The following is a 15,401-nucleotide window of genomic DNA, read 5'->3' as shown; positions in this document are numbered from 1 at the left end:
CTTGTGGTGTCGGGTCAGGCGGTCCGCCGGAGGCGCCCGGCGTACCGCGACTCGAGGGCGAGGTTGTGCTCGTCCCCACCGGGGACGTTGGCGGAGAGGTAGATAGGGGGTACCTCCCCGGCCTGGTGGAACCGTCGTACGACCTCGGCGGTCAGCAGCTGCGCCAGGAGCGCCGCGGTGACCGACGAGACCGCACAGACCGCGCCGCCGCCCTCGAGCGGCAGCAGTGCGTCGCCGTACGGCGCGCCGTTGTCCAGCACGACGTCGGCGAGGTCGGCGAGCCGGTGGCCGGACGGGTGCCGCGGGGCGACCCGTGCGGTGTGCTCGACCGAGGTGACCGCGATCAACGGGTGGCCCTGCTCCCGGACCAGCGTCGCCAGCTCGACCACCGAGCCGTTGATGCCGGACTGGGAGGCGACCACGAACACGTCCTCCGGCTGCGGCGCCGCCAGGGCGTAGAGCTGGTGCGCCACGGCCGGGTCGCGTTCCAGCTTGGGGTCGGCGAGCACGTCGCGGGGCGCGTCGCCGTGCAGCACGAGGTCGTGCAGGGAGAGTCGGTTGGTCGGGACCAGGCCGCCGGCCCGGGCCACCAGCTCGGCGGCGAACGCCTCGGAGTGGCCGGCGCCGAACGCCTGGAGCACCCCGCCGGCACGCAGCCCGCCGGCGATCACGTCGGCCGCCCGGTCGACCGCCTCCGCCTGGGTGTCGACCAGCCGGTCGAGCACCGGGCGGACGGCGTCTGCGTACCGCTGGGCACTGATCATGAGGTGGCCCCCTTCTCGGCCTTGTGCCCGTCGACGGCCTGGGCGGTACGCCGGAAGGCCGCGTGGGCGCGGTCGTGGGTGCGCTGCGCCACCGCGATGTAGAGCAGGTCGAGCACGACGAGCTGGGGGTGCCGCGCGGAGAGCGCGTCGGGCCGGAAGGTGGTGGCCTGGCTGGCGGTGACCAGCACGATGTCGGCCAGCTCGGCCAGCGGCGAGCGGGGGAACCCGGTCAGCGCGACCGTTGTGGCGCCCCGGCTGCCCGCCTCGGCGAGCATCTCGATGGTCTCCCGCGTCTGCCCGGTGTGCGAGATGCCGAGCGCGACGTCGCCGACGCCGAGCAGCGCGGCGCTGGCCAGCCCCTCGTGCACGTCGCTCCAGGCCCAGGCGGCCACCCCGATGCGGTGCAGGCTGAACTGCATCTCCTCGCCGACCAGGGCGCTGCCGCTGGCGCCGAAGATGTTCACCCGGCTGGCCCCGGCGATGGCCACCGCGGCCCGCTCCACCTCGCCGAGGTCGAGCAGCGCGGCGGTGTCGTGCATGGCCCGCGTGTCGGCGGCCATGATCTGGTCGAGCACCCGGGACAGCGGGTCGCTGGGCTGGATCTCCCGGCCGATGTCGACCGTCCAGCCGGCCGAGCGCGCCCGGCCGGTCTCCGCGGCGATGCCGAGCCGCAGGTCGGCGTACCCCTCGAAGCCCATGGCCCGGCAGAACCGGGTGATGGTCGCCGGTGAGGTGCCGCTACGCTCGGCCAACTCGACGATGGTGGCCCGGGCCGCCGCCTCCGGGTCGCTGAGCACGTGCTCGGCGACCCGGCGCAACGCCCCCGTCAGCTCCCCCGCCCCGGCCCGGACCCTGGCCAGCACGCCGTCGGAGGAGACGGTCATCGCACCCCGCCGGTCGACCGCGTCGGCGTCGACCACCGCGGTCCCCGCGGGGGTGTCCACCTCGTGATCAACCATGGGACGCCTTTCGGAAAAGAGTGTTAACTGTTAGTGGTAAAAGTTCTTACTGAAGGCCCCTCCGTGTCAAGGCCGTGGGCGAAGTTTTCAAACTGTTACCTGGCGCACAGCCCGGATCTTGCGTCCGGAAGCCCGGCCGACCAGCATGAAGGGATGTCGGACACCGTCGTGGTCGGTCTCGACGTCGGGGGTACGTCCACCCGCGCCGCCGCCCTCAGCCTCGACGGGACACGCCTCGGCACCGGCCGTGCCGGCGGGGGCAACCCGACCAGCCACGGCGCCGAGCGGGCCGCCGTCGAACTCCTCGCCGCGCTGCGCGCCGCCCTCGCCGACGTCGACCCGACCCGAGTCCGTGCGGGCGTCATCGGGCTGGCCGGGGCCGGCCGGCTCCTCGCCGACCCGCAGGGCCGGGCGGCCTTCGACCACGCCTGGGCCGACGCCGGCCTGCGCTGCCCGTACGCGGTGCACGGCGACGCCCTGGTCGCCTACGCCTCGGGCACGGCGGCCCCGGACGGCACCGTGCTCATCGCCGGCACCGGAGCGATCGCCGCCCAGGTACGCAACCTGCGCCTCGACCGCACCGCCGACGGGCACGGCTGGCTGCTCGGCGACGCCGGCTCCGGGTTCTGGCTGGGCCGCGAGGCGGTCCGCCGGCTGCTCACCGACCTGGACCGGGCCGACCCGCCGGGCGACCTGGCCCGGCGGGTGCTCGCCGACCTCACCGGCGCCGCCGAGGTGGCCGCCCGCCCCCGCGCGACCGCGGAGGCCGTGGTGCAGGCGGTGACCCGCCGGCCGCCGGTCGAACTGGCCCGGCTCGCGCCGCTGGTCGTCACGGCGGCCCGGGACGGCGAGCCGACCGGTGTGGCCCTGGTCGCGGAGGCGGCCGCGTTGCTGGCCGAGAGCGTCTCCCGGATCCGGCCGCCCGGCGCGACCGACCCGGTGGTGCTCGGCGGCGGCCTGCTCACCGGGGACACGCCGCTGGCCACCGCCGTCCGCGCCGAACTGGCCCGCCGGTGGCCGGACGCCCCACTGTGCGGCGCCGGCGACGGGGCCGCCGCGGCGGCCTGGCTCGCCGCCCGCGACCTGCCCGAGGTCGCCGACCCGGCGGCACTGCACGCCCTGCTGGTCCCGGCGACCTGACCAGCAGGCCCCACGTGGGAACCGCGCCCGACCGCCCCCACCCGCGCTTCGCACCCGAGTACGGGTCGAGCGGCGCCGCATCCCACTGCCCGCGTTGATCAAGAAGTTTGCGTCACCTTCCGGCCAGATCCCGACCAAAACCTCTTGATCAACGCCAGGGACGGGATCTTGGCCAGCGGAGTCGGGTGGGTGATCAGGAACGGTCAGGTCGGCGCGAATGCGTGGCGCGCCGGGGTGGTGGCAGCCGGAACGACGGCAGCGGGCCGGTCGACAAGGCGTCGACCGGCCCGCTCGACGTGCTGACTTCAGGCGTTCGGGTAGCCCTGCTGCTGCGGCTGGCCGTACTGGGCCTGCTGCCCGTACTGGCCCTGGGGCTGGCCGTACTGGCCCTGCGGGGCCGGCTGGCCGTACGGCTGCTGCGGCGTCGGGTGGCCGGGCTGCTGCGGGGCCTGGCCGTACTGGCCCTGCGGCGCCTGGCCGTAGGGCGCCTGCGGCGCCTGGCCGTACGGGGCGGGCTGGCCCTGCGGGGCCGGCCAACCCTGGGCCGGCTGGCCCGGGGCGGACGGGGCGAACTGGCCGGGCTGGGGCGCGCCGGCGAACTGGTGCGCCGCGGCCTGCTCGCGGGCCTCCTTGCGGGCCTTCACCGCGCGCACGATCAGCAGGATCGGCAGGATGAAGACGTAGATGAAGATCCGGTACGAGCCGCCCTCGAAGAGGAACATCAGGTAGAAGCCGTAGGCGAAGAAGGCCAGGCCGACGACCACGTTGAGGATCCGGGCACCGGTGCCCTGCTCCTTGATGGCGATGCCGATGGCGACCATCGCGATGCCGCCGAGCAGCAACAGGAGGTCGTAGATGAGGAAGAACATGTGATTCCTGTCAATCGGTGAAGGTGCCGGCCCACGATAAGGGAGCCCTCAGCGGTCGCGCTGCCCCGTTGCCTGTGGCAACCAACACCTCACTTGAGCTGCCCGGCGGTGAGACCCGCCTGGATCTGCCGCTGGAAGGCCACGTAGACCACGAGCACCGGCAGCACCGCGATGGTCAGGCCGGCGAAGAGTTGCGCGTAGTCGCCCGCGTAGCCCTGGTTGACGGCGAGCGCGTTGAGCCCCTGGGCGAGCATCCACTTGGACTCGTCGCCCTGCATGAGCACCTGCGGCAGCAGGAACTGGTTCCAGTGGCTGAGGAGGTTGAAGATCCCCACACTGATCAGTCCCGGACGCGCCATGGGCAGCATCACCCGGAAGAAGAGCCGGAAGTGGCCGCAGCCGTCGATCAGCGCCGCCTCGGCGATCGCGGTCGGCAGGGTGCGGAAGAACGCGGTCAGGAAGAACACCGTGAACGGCAGCGAGTAGGCGGTGTAGACCAGGATCAGGCCGGTCCAGGTGCCGAAGAGGCCGGCGTTGCGAACCACGAAGAAGAGCGGCACGAGGGCGAGGAAGACCGGGAACATCATCCCGCCGACGAACAGGTAGTAGACCACCTGCCGGCCGCGGAAGTCGTAGCGCGCGAAGACGTACGCGGCGGCGGCGCCGAGGAGCATGGTGAGGGTCAGCGAGCCGGCCACCACCACGGCGCTGTTGAGGAAGTAGCGCCCGATGTGGGCCTTGGTCCAGGCCCGCGCCCAGTTGTCCAGGTGCAGCGCCTCGGGCAGCCCCCAGGGGTCGGCGAGGATCTCGCCGTTGCTCTTCAGCGAGCTGAGCACCATCCAGGCCAGCGGCAGCACGGTCATGGCCGCCCAGAGCAGCAGGAAGCTGTGCGAGAAGACGTTCGCCACGCCCAGTTCGCGGCGCGGCGGCCGGCCGGTCGTCGGCTCGGCGAGCGCGGCCGGAGCCGGCCGGGTGCCGGAGTCCACACTGGTCATGAGTACTCGATCCGATCGCGCCGGGCGGCCCGCAGCGCCAGCACCGCCACCGAGAGGGTCAGGAAGAACATCACCACGCCGATCGCCGAGGCGTAACCGAACTTGGTCTCGCTGCCGAACGCGGTGTCGTACATCCGGTTGCCGATCACGTCGGAGGAGAAGTTCGGGCCGCCGTTGGTCATGAGCTGGACCAGGATGAACCCGTCGAGCGCGGCGATGGCCAGGTAGATCCAGGCCACCTGGATGGTGTCCCAGAGCAGCGGGATGGTGATCTTCCGCAGCATCACGGCCCGGGACGCCCCGTCGAGCATCACCGCCTCGTAGATGTCGCGCGGGATGGCCTGCATGGCGGCGCCGAAGAGCACCACATAGAAGCCGACGTTGCTCCACACCATCACGGCCAGCACGCACCAGAAGGCGAACCGGGGGTCGCCCAGCCAGGCCGGGGTGGGCAGGCCGAGCGCGTGCAGGGCGCCGTTGAGCAGGCCGCTGCGCGGGTTGTAGATCTCCTTCCACAGCAGCGCGATGATCACCACCGAGAGCACCTGGGGGAAGAAGTAGACCAGTCGGTAGACCGCGGTGCCCCGGACGCCGGTCACGCCGGCCTGGCCCTTGCGGCCGCCCATGGTGAGCATGGTGGCGAAGAACAGGCCGAGCGCGATGGTCAGCACCGGCACCACGAGCAGCAGGACCGCGTTGTTCGTCAGCGCGTTCCAGACGTAGCCGTCGTGCAGCAGGGTGCGGAAGTTCGCCATGCCCACCGGGTCGGCCTGCGCGGAGTAGCCCAGCCAGTTGGTGGTCGAGATCTGAAAGGCCTGAAGGTACGGCGAGAGCACGAAGACGCCGTACAGCACCAGCGGCGGCAGCAGGAAGCTGACGATCAGCGGGTATCTGCCATGTCGCACCTGGCGACCCCTCCCTGGTTCGACCGGTGGGGGCGGGCACGCCCACCCCCACCGGGGCACGTCACGCGGCGCGCTTGTACTTCTTGATCGAGCTGTCCTGGGCGATCGAGTCGGCGCCCTTCTGGCACTGGTCGAGGAACTCGGCCGGCCCGATCCGGCCGCTGAAGAACTCGCCGCAGGCGGCGTCGACCAGGTTGCGCTCGAGCTTGCGGTAGTAGTTGTTGTAGACCCAGTTGAAGCCGTTGGACCCGGACGCCTCCAGCGCCTTGACCACGGTGTTCAGCCCGAACGGCAGCTCGACGCCCTCGGTCGCGCCGGCCACCACGGTGAGACTGGCGACCTTCTTGGTGAAGTCCTGCGCGCCCTTCTTGGACAGCATGGTCCGGAAGTACTCCAGGCCGCCGGCCACGTTCTTGGCCTTGGCCGGGACCATGAACGGCTCGCCGGCGGTGCCCCGGACCGCCTCGAACGGCAGCTTGTCGCCGCTGCCCAGGCTCGGGGTCGGCGCGACGGTCATGTTGAAGCCGGCCGGGGTGACGTCCTTCTGCTCGCTCTCCAGCCAGGAGCCGCAGGAGATGAAGGCGGCCTTGCCCTGGCACCAGGCGGTCTGCGACTGCTTGTGGTCGAGGCCGGGCGAGCCCTCCAGGATGTACTTGTCCTTGACGATCTGGTGCCAGGCGTCCGCGGCGGACTTCATGGCGTCGGACTTCCAGGCGTTGGGCTCCAGGTTGTCGATGGCCAGCGCCACCGAGGGCCCGCCGAGCTTGATGGCCGTGGAGATCAGCGGCCAGCTCATGTAGCGCGGGTGGATGCCGGCGTACGTCCAGGGGGCGATGCCGGCGGCCTTGATCTGCTTGCAGAGCGCGATGTGCTCGTCCCAGGTCTTGGCGTACTGCCAGCCCCGGTCGGCGAAGAGCTTGGTGGAGTGCCAGATGCCGTACACCGTGTAGGTGTAGTTCATCACCAGGAACTTGCCGTCGTACGAGCCGACCTCGACGGCGCCGGGGAGCAGGGTGTCCTTGACCGTCTTGCCGGGGATGTCGAGGCTGGGCGCGGCGAGCAGGTCGCCGAGGTCGGCCAGGGCGTTCTGCGAGACCAGGCCGTTGAAGTCGATCTGCCCGGCGCCGGAGTTGTTCACCACGTCCGGCGGCGTGCCGTCGACGAAGCGCGGCTGGAGGGTCTTGCTGATCTCCTGGGTGGCCGAGTGGTTGATCTTCGCCTTCGGGTACTTCTCCTTGTACATGGCCTCGTGGGCCTTGGCGTACTCCTCGCCGAAGCCGCCATTGAAGATCACCACCTCGAGCGGGGCGTCCTCCTTGACGCCGAGCGGGTTCTGCTCGCTCTTGGTGCCCTTGTAGGCGCCGGAGTCGCCCTTGTCGTCGCCACCGGAGGTGGCGCAGCCGGCGAGCAGGCCGGCGGCGGGGGTGGCCAGCAGACCGGCGGCAGCGGTCCGCTGGAGGATCTCACGCCTGTTCATCGCATCTCCTCGGTTCGGGTACGCGCGGACCGCCGCAGTCTGGGGGAACGGCGGCCGCGACGGCGAGGCTCGGGGGTGTCAGCTGTTGCTTGTCTTCATTTCAGTTGATGTTGCTGAAGAATTTCTACGGCAGACCGGCGCGGACCACAAGACCTCACGACCGAACCGTTATCCGTACCGGTCGCCGCCGGCTGGCATAGCCTGGGCCCATGCGCCGCCTGCGGCAGCTCGCCGAGCGCACGCCGGCCACCCGGGAGCGCTACGTCGACCTGCTCCGGGCGCTCGCCATCACCATGGTCGTGCTCGGCCACTGGGGCGTGACCGTCATCGGGTACGACCGGGCCGGCCGCCCCGCCGGCCACTCCGCCCTCGGCGACCTGCCCTGGGCCTGGCCGCTGACCTGGGTGGCCCAGGTGATGCCGGTGTTCTTCCTGGTCGGCGGCTACGCCAACGCCGCCTCGCTGGCCGCCCGCCGCGGCCGGGGCGGAACCCCCACCGGGTGGCTGGTCGACCGCAGCGCCCGGCTGGCCCGGCCGACCACCGCCCTGCTGGTGGTGCTCGCGGTCGGCGCCGCGGTGGCCACGCTGCGCGGCGCCGACCCGACACAGGTCCGCACGGTGGTCTGGTTCGCCACCATCCCGCTCTGGTTCCTGGTGGCCTACCTCGTGGTGGTGCCGCTGACCCCGCCCATGTACGCGCTGCACCGCCGCTTCGGCCTCGCCGTGCCCGTGGCGCTGGTCGGCCTGGTGGCGCTCGGCGACCTGGGCCGGCTGCTCGGGCCGGCCGGCCTGGCCACCGGCAACTACCTCTTCGGCTGGCTGGCCGTGCACCAGCTCGGCTTCGCCTGGTACGACAGCCGGGCGCGCTCCGGCGGCGAGGCGGCCGGCCCGGTCGAGCCGGAGCCGCGTGGCCTGCGCCGGCGCCGGCTGCCGCTCTCCCGCCGGGCGGGGGCGGCCCTGCTCGCCGGCGGGCTGGCCGCACTGCTGCTGCTCACCGTCGTCGGGCCGTACCCGGTGGTGATGCTCAACGTGCCCGGCGAGCGGCTGGACAACGCGGCCCCGCCGAGCCTGGCGCTGCTCGCCGCGGCCACCGCGCAGCTCGGCCTGATCCTGCTGCTGCGCGAGCCGGCGCAGCGCTGGCTGCGCCGCCCCCGCCCGTGGCAGGCGGTGATCGCGGTGAACGCCGTGGTGCTCACGGTCTTCCTCTGGCACCTGACCGCGGCGGTGCTGCTGGTCGGTCTGCTGGACGCGCTCGGCGTGCTGCCCACTCCCCGGGTCGGCTCGGCCGCCTGGTACGCCTGGCGGATCCCCTGGCTGCTCGCCCTCACCGTGGTGCTGGCCGCGCTGGTCGCCGTCTTCGGCCCGATCGAGGCCCGCACCCGCCGCCCGCGCGCCACCGGTCCGGCCCGCGAGGGCGCCCGCCGGCTCCGCACCGCGCTGGCCGTCCTCGGGTACGCCGGACTCGTCGCCGGGCTGCTGCTGAACAGCCTCACCCGCAAGGCCGCGCCCGAGCCGCTGGGGCTGCCCGCCCCGGCGCTGGTGGCGTACCTGGCCGGGGCGGGGGTGCTGCGGCTGCTCAGGTCTGGGTGGGGAAGCCGAGGTTGACCCCGCCGTGGCGCGGGTCGAGCCAGCGGCTGGTGACCACCTTGCCCCGGGTGAAGAAGGCGACGCCGTCGGCGCCGTGCGCGTGCAGGTCGCCGAAGAGGGACGCCTTCCAGCCGCCGAACGAGTAGTAGGCCATCGGCACCGGGATGGGCACGTTGACGCCCACCATGCCGACCTCCACCTCGTGCTGGTAGCGCCGGGCGGCCCCGCCGTCGTTGGTGAAGATCGCCGTGCCGTTGCCGTACGGGTTGGCGTTGACCAGCTCGATCGCCTCGTCGTACGAGCCGACCCGGACCACGCTGAGCACCGGGCCGAAGATCTCGTCGGTGTAGATCGACATCTCCGGCGTGACGTGGTCGAAGAGGGTCGGCCCGAGCCAGAATCCGCCGGCGTCCCCGTCCGGGGTCACCTCGCGCCCGTCCACCACGGGCACGGCGCCGGCCGCGATGCCGGACTCCACGTAGGAGCGGACCCGCTCGGCGTGCGCGGCGGTGACCAGCGGGCCCATGTCGCAGCCCCGCCGGCCGTCCCCGGTGCGCAGCCCGCCCATCCGCTCGGCGATCCGGGCGACCAGCGCGTCGGCCACCGGCTCCACCGCGACCAGCGCGGAGATCGCCATGCACCGCTCCCCCGCCGAGCCGAACCCGGCGTTCACCGCCGCGTCGGCGGCCAGGTCCAGGTCGGCGTCGGGGAGCACCACCATGTGGTTCTTCGCCCCGCCCAGCGCCTGCACCCGCTTGCCGGCCAGGGAGCCGCGCTGGTGCACGTACCGGGCCACCGGGGTGGAGCCGACGAACGACACCGCCCTGACGCCGGGGTGGTCGAGCAGCGCGTCGACGGCCTCCTTGTCGCCGTTGACGACGTTGAGCACGCCGTCCGGCAGGCCGGCCTCGGTGAACCACTCGGCCAGCAGCAGCGCCGCGCTCGGGTCCTTCTCGCTCGGCTTGAGCACCACGGCGTTGCCGCAGGCGACGGCGACCGGCACGAACCAGAGCGGCACCATCACCGGGAAGTTGAACGGGGAGATCACCGCCACCACGCCCAGCGGCTGCCGCAGGCTGTACGAGTCGACCTCGGTGGAGACGTTCTCGCTGAAGCCGCCGCGCAGCGCCGAGGGGATGCCGCAGGCGTACTCGATCACCTCGAGGCCGCGCTGCACCTCGCCGGCGGCGTCCGCGAGCACCTTGCCGTGCTCGGCGGTGATCACCTCGGCGAGCCGGTCGCGCCGGGCGTTCACCAGCTCGCGGAAGGCGAACATGACCGCGGTCCGCTTGGCCAGCGAGGCGTCCCGCCAGGCCCGGGCGGCCCGCTCGGCCGCCTCGACCGCGCCCGCCACGTCGGCGGCGGAGGCCAGCGCCACCTGCCCGGTACGCCGCCCGGTGGCCGGGTCGAACACGTCCCCGCGCCGCTCGGAGTCCCCGCTGATCCGCTTCCCGTCGACGAAGTGCCCGATCACGTTCATGCCGCCACCTCCGCGGCGACGGACGAACGGATGGCCTCGACCAGGATGGCCAGGCCCTCGCGGGCCTCGTCCTCGGTCAGGGTCAGCGGCGGCCCCATCCGCACCACGTTGCCCAGCAGGCCGCCCTTGCCGACCAGCAGGCCGCCCTCCCGGCAGGACTCGAAGACCCGGGTGGTGAGCGACGGATCCGGTTCGGTGGTGCCCGGGCGGACGAACTCGACGCCCAGCATGAGGCCCTTGCCGCGGACCTCGGCGACGCAGTCGAGGTCGGCCGTGGCGGCCCGCAGGCCGTCGCCGAGGATCGCGCCCACCCGCGCCGCGTTCGCCTGGAGGTCGTGGTCGAGCAGGTAGTCCAGGACGGCGTTGCCGGCCGCCGTGGAGACCGGGTTGCCGCCGAAGGTGGAGAAGCTGATCGCCGGCACCGACTCCAGCACGTCGGCCCGGCCGACCACGCCGGCCAGGGCGAAGCCGTTGCCGATGCCCTTGGCGAAGGTGAGCAGGTCCGGGGTGATCCCGTGCGCCTGGTAGCCCCAGAAGTGCTCGCCCGTGCGGCCCCAGCCGGTCTGCACCTCGTCGCTGATCAGCAGGATGCCGTGTTCGTCGAGCACCTTCTTCCAGGCGGCGAAGAGCCCGTCCGGGCCGTGCACGAACCCGCCGACGCCCTGGATCGGCTCGGCGATCAGGCAGGCCACGTCGCCGGCGGTCTGGGTGGCGAGCACCTCGCGCAGGTCCTCCACGGCGGCGTCGATCCGGTCGCCCTCGTCCAGCCGCGCCAGCAGCCCGCGCAGCCGCTCGCCGGAGTGCAGCCAGGCCACCTGGAGCGGGTTGAGGGCGCTGGCCGACCAGCCCCGGTTGCCGGTGACGCCCATGGCCGCGTACGACCGGCCGTGGTAGCTGTTGCGCACCGCCAGGATCTGGTGCGAGCGGCGGTGGTTGGTGGCGACGAGCAGGGCCGCCTCATTGGCCTCGGTTCCGGAGTTGGTGAAGAAGACCCGGGCGTCCGGGATGCCGGAGAGCCGGGCGATCTTCTCGGCCAGCTCGACCTGCTGCCGGATCAGATAGAGCGTCGAGCTGTGCACGATGCCGGTGCGCAGCTGCCGTTCGACCGCCTCGCGGATCTCCGGGATGTCGTAGCCGATCATGTTGGTCAGCACGCCGCCGAAGAAGTCCAGGTAGCTGCGTCCGGCCGCGTCGGTCACCCGGCGGCCGGAGCCGGCGACCAGCTCTAGCGGTTCGGCGTAGTAGAGCGGCATCCAGGACGGGAGCACGGCCCGGTGCCGGGCCAGCAGGTCGTCGGAGGTCATCGGCGCACCCTTCAGCGGCGGTTGGTCCCCCGCACGCTCTCACCACGCGGAGGCAGGGACAACTGTCACTGTGTAGCGCAGCGGGCCCGCCCGCCTGACACCACGTCAACCCGCCCGCTGCGATTTCCGGAGCGGAATGCCGACGACGCCGGTCGTTTCGCTGGTCACCGGGTCACCCGACCACTCGATCCGCAGCAGTGGACCTCCCTGCCTACCCTGGGCCCGTCGCCGGCGGAGGGAGCCTCATGCGGGTCGAGGACGTCGTCGCCGAGCTGGCCCGGGTCGCCGCCCGCGAGGTGGGCCGGGGCAGCGAGGCGCTCGCCGCACCGACGGCCGGAGGGCTGCTCACCGCCGCCCGGTCGCTCGCCGGCCGGCCCGCACCGGACGCCGCCGTGCTGACCGGGTTCTTCATCTCCCGCGCCGACCCGCCCGCCGCCGAGACCGACGGTCCGATCGGCGCCGTGCAGCTCGCCGCCGCCCTGCGCGCGGTCGGCGGGCAGGCCCGGCTGGTCACCGACGCGCCCTGCGCGCCGGTCGTCGAGGCCGCGATCACCGCCGGCGCCCCCGGCGTCCCGCTCGACGTGGCGCCACTGCGGGGGTACGACGAGTGGGCCGCGACCATGCTGCCCCGGTACGCGCGACTGTCGCACGTGATCGCCTGCGAACGGGTCGGCCCGGGCGTCGACGGCCGGCCCCGCACCATGCGCGGCGAGGACATCGGCGCCCACAGCGCCCCGCTCGACCGGCTCTTCACGGCCGGGCCCGCCTTCCGGATCGGCATCGGCGACGGCGGCAACGAGCTGGGCATGGGGCTGCTGCCGGCCGAGCTGGTGGCCCGCGTGGTCGACCGGGGCGAGCGGATCCGCTGCGTGGTCGGCTGCGAGACGCTGCTGGTCGGCGGCACCTCCAACTGGGCCGCCGCCGCGCTGGTCGGCGCGCTCGCGGTGCTGCGCCCCGAGGTGCCCGCCCTGCGCGACCTGCTCCGCCCCGAGTGGTCCGCCGGGGTGCTGGCCGCGATCGTCGCGGGAGCCGGCGCCGTGGACGGCGTACGCCGACGGGCGACGCCCAGCGTGGACGGTCTTGACTGGCCCGCGTACGCCGAGCCCCTGGCGCGGATCGCGGAGCTGGTGGCGGCCGCGGCCTGAACCACGGGGAACCGGTCGGTCAGGTGGCGGCGGGGCGCTCGGGGGCGGGCAGCGGCCGGCCGCCCGGACGCGGCGCGGCGCGCTCCGGACCGGGCTGTGCGGCCGGCCGGGCGGGACGGCGGCGGGGCAGGTGCAGGGCGGCGGAGACCAGCGCGAAGGCGGCCCAGCCGGCGGCCAGGGCGAGCGCCGGCGAGGTGTCCTGGAGGTAGTGGTGGCCGGCGAGGAAGCCGATCAGGGCCAGGCTGTTGCGGGCGAAGTGCCGGCTGAACTCGGCGAGCTGGCGGCGCGCCTCGACGGCGACCAGCACCCCGGAGTAGGGGAAGGTGACCACCATGCCGCGCAGCAGCTCGCCGAGCAGCCCGGTGAGCAGCGCGCCGACGAAGATGACCACCAGCTTGACCGGCGCGGCGAGACCGTCCCGCCGGGCGTCCGCCGGCTCCGCCGGCGGCGCGGCGGCGGCCCGGCGGCGCAGCAGCACCATGGTCAGCGCCCAGAGCGCCACGGTGCCGGCCAGCGCCGCCTCGAACGGCACCGGCACCGCCAGCACCCCGGCGCTGAGCGCCACGTAGACCGCGACGCCGGCCAGGTCGGCCAGGAGGATCGGCCAGCGCAGCCGGCGGTGGGTGACCGCCACCGTGACGAAGAAGAGGTTGAGGCCGACCACCCCGAGCAGCTGCGGCCCGTCCACCCGGTGACCGGTGGTGAGCAGTGCGAGGGTCATCGGCAGCGGCAGGCTGTAGACGAAGGCGCGCACCCGGACCGAGCGGATCACGCTGACCGCCCAGACCACGGCGGTCACCAGCAGCACCGCGCTCCACGTCATGACGCCTCAGTCCTGGAAGGTGGCGATGTCGGCGCAGAGCCGGAAGGCCCGGGTCAGCCGCTCCACGTCGGCGGGGTGGACCGAGAACTCGTTCTCGCTGATCTCGCCGTGCGCGGTCATCTTCGCCTCCCAGCAGCTCGACCCGTCCCAGACCGCCAGGTTGACGTGCAGGTGCGAGCTGACCGCGCCGAGCGGCAGCAGGCCCACCCGCACGCCGGCCCGCCGTTGCGTCTCCACCAGCTCGGACAGCTCGGGGCTGAGGGTGGCGTAGGTGAAGACCCGGGTGATCCGTACGCCCCGGGCCAGGGCGGCCAGGTTCGCCTCCCAGTAGCGCCGGCCGACGTCCCCGCGCCACCAGCTCAGCTCGCCGCTGACCCGGGGCATCACGTTGGTCAGCCCGAGCAGTTCCCGGGTGCAGTCCCGGGTCGCGCCGATCAGGTCCTCGTCGTCGTCGCCGGGGCGGACGATTCGGCCCGCCGCGAGCTGCTCCGCCTCCCGGCGGAACTCCTCGAAGCGGCGCTGCGCCTCGGCCGCGACCCGGGTGCCGGCGTGCCGCTCGGCCGCCTCGCGCAGCGCGCCGGCGACCTGCGGGGTGACGCGGACCAGCCAGGGCGGCCCGTCCAGCAGCGTCCGCAGGTGGAACCGGCGCTCGGCCCGGGCCAGCGAGTCGAGCACCAGCGAGATGGTGATGCCCATCAGCCCGGCCAGCAGCGACTCGACTCCGGTGGCCGCGTTGGTCAGGTCGAGCGTCACGGACAGCAGGATGGAGAGGCTGATGCCGACCAGGGCCACCGGGTCGGTGTGCGCGACCAGCCGCCCGAGGTTCTCCGCCGAGCCGGTCCGGCCCCGCGCGCGTCGCCGCATCGCCTCACCCGCCATCGGCCACCCCCGGTCACTCGTGCGCCCAGGGTAGCCACGATCCACAACGGTCGGTCGGCGCCCGCCCACCGCCGGTAGCATCCGCCGGGTGCGGACGACGGAGGTGGCGCTGCCGGCCGGCGCCGTGGGGACGACCCGGGCGGAACTCGCGGCGGGGGTACGGGACTGGGTGGACTCGCCGCCGATGCGGGCCCTGGTCGGGCACTTCGGCGGCGACTGGCCGGCCGGCGACCTGGGCGCGGTGCTGGCCGGGCTGGACGACTTCTCCGCCCGGCACTGGGACTTCCGGGGCGGGCGGGAACGCCCCGACGCCCGGGAGCCGGCGTTCGACCCGGCCACGGTCGGGCTGGTGCTCGACGCGGCGGCGGCGCTGGGCCTGGTCCGGGCCGTCCCGCCCACCCTGCCCCGATACGCGCACCTGCTGGTCCTGGGCGGCCTGGCGCACGCCTGCCTGCGGCGGACCGCGTACGCCGCGCACCTGGCCCGGACGGGCGCCGGGGTCGACGGCGAGGTGGCGGTGCTGGGCAGCTTCCGGGCCCTCTCCCCGGTCGAGTCGCGGCTGCTCGCCGGCCTCGGGGTGCACGGCTGCGCCACCGAGGTGGACGCCCTGGACGCCGGGGTGCGCGTGGCGTTCGGGGTGGACGGGCCGAGCGAGGAGATCGGCGAGACCGCGGACCACCCGCACCGGGCCTGGTCCTCGCGCACCTACCGGCCCGCCGGGCTGCCTCCGGTCCGGGTGCTCGCCGCCCCGTCCGGCGAGCCGGACCGCCGCCGGGCGCACACCGCCGACACGCAGCGGTTCTGGGCGGGGCACGTCCGGCTGCGGGAGGGGGATCCGGTGCTGATGGTGACCGCCCCGATCTACGTGCCGTTCCAGCACTGCGACGCGCTGCGGACGCTCGCCGTGCCGTTCGGCTGCGGGATCGACACGGTCGGGGTGGACCCGGCGCTGGCCACGCCGCTCAGGGTGCCGGAGCCCACCCTCACCGCGGGGCGCTACCTCCAGGAGATCCGCTCGGCGGTCCGCTCGATGCGCGCCCTGCACGGGGTGCTGGCAGCCGGCTGACCGGCGCGC

The 15,401-nt window shown here is 73.8% G+C and carries 14 protein-coding genes; 4 read left to right on the top strand and 10 right to left on the bottom strand.

The features are described 5' to 3' along the window. Nucleotides 1–14 precede the first annotated feature (14 nt). Entirely contained in the window at nucleotides 15–764 is a 750-nt protein-coding gene (locus tag IEY96_RS28890; RefSeq protein WP_189197966.1) for an SIS domain-containing protein, read from the bottom strand. Next, entirely contained in the window at nucleotides 761–1,723 is a 963-nt protein-coding gene (locus IEY96_RS28885) for a MurR/RpiR family transcriptional regulator (RefSeq protein ID WP_151464495.1), read from the bottom strand. Before IEY96_RS28885 ends, IEY96_RS28890 begins: the two co-directional genes overlap by 4 nt. 153 nt (nucleotides 1,724–1,876) lie before the next feature. Between IEY96_RS28885 and IEY96_RS28880 the strand changes: the two genes are divergently transcribed. Continuing rightward, a complete protein-coding gene (locus IEY96_RS28880) occupies nucleotides 1,877–2,863 on the top strand; it encodes an N-acetylglucosamine kinase (RefSeq protein WP_189197965.1) in 987 nt (328 codons plus the stop codon). Nucleotides 2,864–3,168: 305 nt separating this feature from the next. Here IEY96_RS28880 and IEY96_RS28875 read toward each other — a convergent pair whose 3' ends face one another. The 4 genes from IEY96_RS28875 to ngcE form a co-directional block, all read right to left on the bottom strand. Continuing rightward, nucleotides 3,169–3,732: a hypothetical protein gene (locus tag IEY96_RS28875; protein ID WP_229791952.1), complete on the bottom strand. Its 564-nt coding sequence runs from the start codon at nucleotides 3,730–3,732 to the stop codon at nucleotides 3,169–3,171. A gap of 89 nt (nucleotides 3,733–3,821) precedes the next feature. Beyond that, nucleotides 3,822–4,727, bottom strand: coding sequence for a carbohydrate ABC transporter permease (locus IEY96_RS28870; RefSeq protein ID WP_189197964.1), 906 nt, complete (start codon nucleotides 4,725–4,727; stop codon nucleotides 3,822–3,824). Further along, entirely contained in the window at nucleotides 4,724–5,632 is a 909-nt protein-coding gene (locus tag IEY96_RS28865) for a carbohydrate ABC transporter permease (RefSeq protein ID WP_189197963.1), read from the bottom strand. Before IEY96_RS28865 ends, IEY96_RS28870 begins: the two co-directional genes overlap by 4 nt. Nucleotides 5,633–5,693: 61 nt before the next feature. Beyond that, nucleotides 5,694–7,109, bottom strand: coding sequence for an N-acetylglucosamine/diacetylchitobiose ABC transporter substrate-binding protein (ngcE, locus tag IEY96_RS28860; RefSeq protein ID WP_189197962.1), 1,416 nt, complete (start codon nucleotides 7,107–7,109; stop codon nucleotides 5,694–5,696). 209 nt (nucleotides 7,110–7,318) lie between these two features. Between ngcE and IEY96_RS28855 the strand changes: the two genes are divergently transcribed. Continuing rightward, nucleotides 7,319–8,713, top strand: a complete 1,395-nt coding sequence (locus tag IEY96_RS28855; RefSeq protein WP_189197961.1) for an acyltransferase family protein — start codon at nucleotides 7,319–7,321, stop codon at nucleotides 8,711–8,713. On the opposite strand, the gene IEY96_RS28850 is transcribed toward IEY96_RS28855, so the two are convergent. Together IEY96_RS28850 and IEY96_RS28845 are read right to left on the bottom strand one after the other, a co-directional pair. Further along, the gene (locus IEY96_RS28850; protein WP_189197960.1) at nucleotides 8,685–10,175 is read right to left on the bottom strand and encodes a CoA-acylating methylmalonate-semialdehyde dehydrogenase; all 1,491 of its coding nucleotides are present in this window, start codon (nucleotides 10,173–10,175) and stop codon (nucleotides 8,685–8,687) included. The genes IEY96_RS28855 and IEY96_RS28850 overlap by 29 nt on opposite strands. Next, nucleotides 10,172–11,479, bottom strand: coding sequence for an aspartate aminotransferase family protein (locus tag IEY96_RS28845; RefSeq protein ID WP_189197959.1), 1,308 nt, complete (start codon nucleotides 11,477–11,479; stop codon nucleotides 10,172–10,174). The genes IEY96_RS28850 and IEY96_RS28845 overlap by 4 nt, the downstream gene beginning before the upstream one ends. 245 nt (nucleotides 11,480–11,724) lie before the next feature. On the opposite strand from IEY96_RS28845, the gene IEY96_RS28840 reads away from it, so the two are divergent. Then, a complete protein-coding gene (locus IEY96_RS28840; RefSeq protein WP_189197958.1) occupies nucleotides 11,725–12,624 on the top strand; it encodes a glutamate cyclase domain-containing protein in 900 nt (299 codons plus the stop codon). A 19-nt stretch (nucleotides 12,625–12,643) separates the two neighbouring features. Here the strand turns inward: IEY96_RS28840 and IEY96_RS28835 are convergent, their stop codons facing one another. Beyond that, nucleotides 12,644–13,447, bottom strand: a complete 804-nt coding sequence (locus tag IEY96_RS28835) for a hypothetical protein (RefSeq protein ID WP_189197957.1) — start codon at nucleotides 13,445–13,447, stop codon at nucleotides 12,644–12,646. 6 nt (nucleotides 13,448–13,453) lie between these two features. Continuing rightward, nucleotides 13,454–14,311: a hypothetical protein gene (locus IEY96_RS28830; protein ID WP_189197956.1), complete on the bottom strand. Its 858-nt coding sequence runs from the start codon at nucleotides 14,309–14,311 to the stop codon at nucleotides 13,454–13,456. Between the two features lie 103 nt (nucleotides 14,312–14,414). Here IEY96_RS28830 and IEY96_RS28825 point away from each other — a divergent pair, with 103 nt between their 5' ends. Further along, entirely contained in the window at nucleotides 14,415–15,392 is a 978-nt protein-coding gene (locus IEY96_RS28825; protein ID WP_229791951.1) for a hypothetical protein, read from the top strand. Nucleotides 15,393–15,401 lie beyond the last annotated feature (9 nt).

The organism is Micromonospora fulviviridis (genome assembly GCF_014648395.1).
Taxonomy (GTDB): Bacteria; Actinomycetota; Actinomycetes; order Mycobacteriales; family Micromonosporaceae; genus Micromonospora; species Micromonospora fulviviridis.
The sequence above is the reverse complement of the archived record's forward strand: the minus strand, read 5'-3'. Positions and strand labels throughout refer to the sequence as shown.

What these genes read in the sequence shown, in the direction of transcription:
- IEY96_RS28840 (WP_189197958.1), top strand. Translation starts at nt 11,725, where the DNA reads ATGCGGGTCGAGGACGTCGTCGCCGAGCTGGCCCGGGTCGCCGCCCGC.
- IEY96_RS28890 (WP_189197966.1), bottom strand. Translation starts at nt 764, where the DNA reads ATGATCAGTGCCCAGCGGTACGCAGACGCCGTCCGCCCGGTGCTCGAC.
- IEY96_RS28845 (WP_189197959.1), bottom strand. Translation starts at nt 11,479, where the DNA reads ATGACCTCCGACGACCTGCTGGCCCGGCACCGGGCCGTGCTCCCGTCC.
- IEY96_RS28880 (WP_189197965.1), top strand. Translation starts at nt 1,877, where the DNA reads ATGTCGGACACCGTCGTGGTCGGTCTCGACGTCGGGGGTACGTCCACC.
- IEY96_RS28835 (WP_189197957.1), bottom strand. Translation starts at nt 13,447, where the DNA reads ATGACGTGGAGCGCGGTGCTGCTGGTGACCGCCGTGGTCTGGGCGGTC.
- IEY96_RS28855 (WP_189197961.1), top strand. Translation starts at nt 7,319, where the DNA reads ATGCGCCGCCTGCGGCAGCTCGCCGAGCGCACGCCGGCCACCCGGGAG.
- ngcE (WP_189197962.1), bottom strand. Translation starts at nt 7,109, where the DNA reads ATGAACAGGCGTGAGATCCTCCAGCGGACCGCTGCCGCCGGTCTGCTG.
- IEY96_RS28885 (WP_151464495.1), bottom strand. Translation starts at nt 1,723, where the DNA reads ATGGTTGATCACGAGGTGGACACCCCCGCGGGGACCGCGGTGGTCGAC.
- IEY96_RS28870 (WP_189197964.1), bottom strand. Translation starts at nt 4,727, where the DNA reads ATGACCAGTGTGGACTCCGGCACCCGGCCGGCTCCGGCCGCGCTCGCC.
- IEY96_RS28875 (WP_229791952.1), bottom strand. Translation starts at nt 3,732, where the DNA reads ATGTTCTTCCTCATCTACGACCTCCTGTTGCTGCTCGGCGGCATCGCG.
- IEY96_RS28830 (WP_189197956.1), bottom strand. Translation starts at nt 14,311, where the DNA reads ATGCGGCGACGCGCGCGGGGCCGGACCGGCTCGGCGGAGAACCTCGGG.
- IEY96_RS28850 (WP_189197960.1), bottom strand. Translation starts at nt 10,175, where the DNA reads ATGAACGTGATCGGGCACTTCGTCGACGGGAAGCGGATCAGCGGGGAC.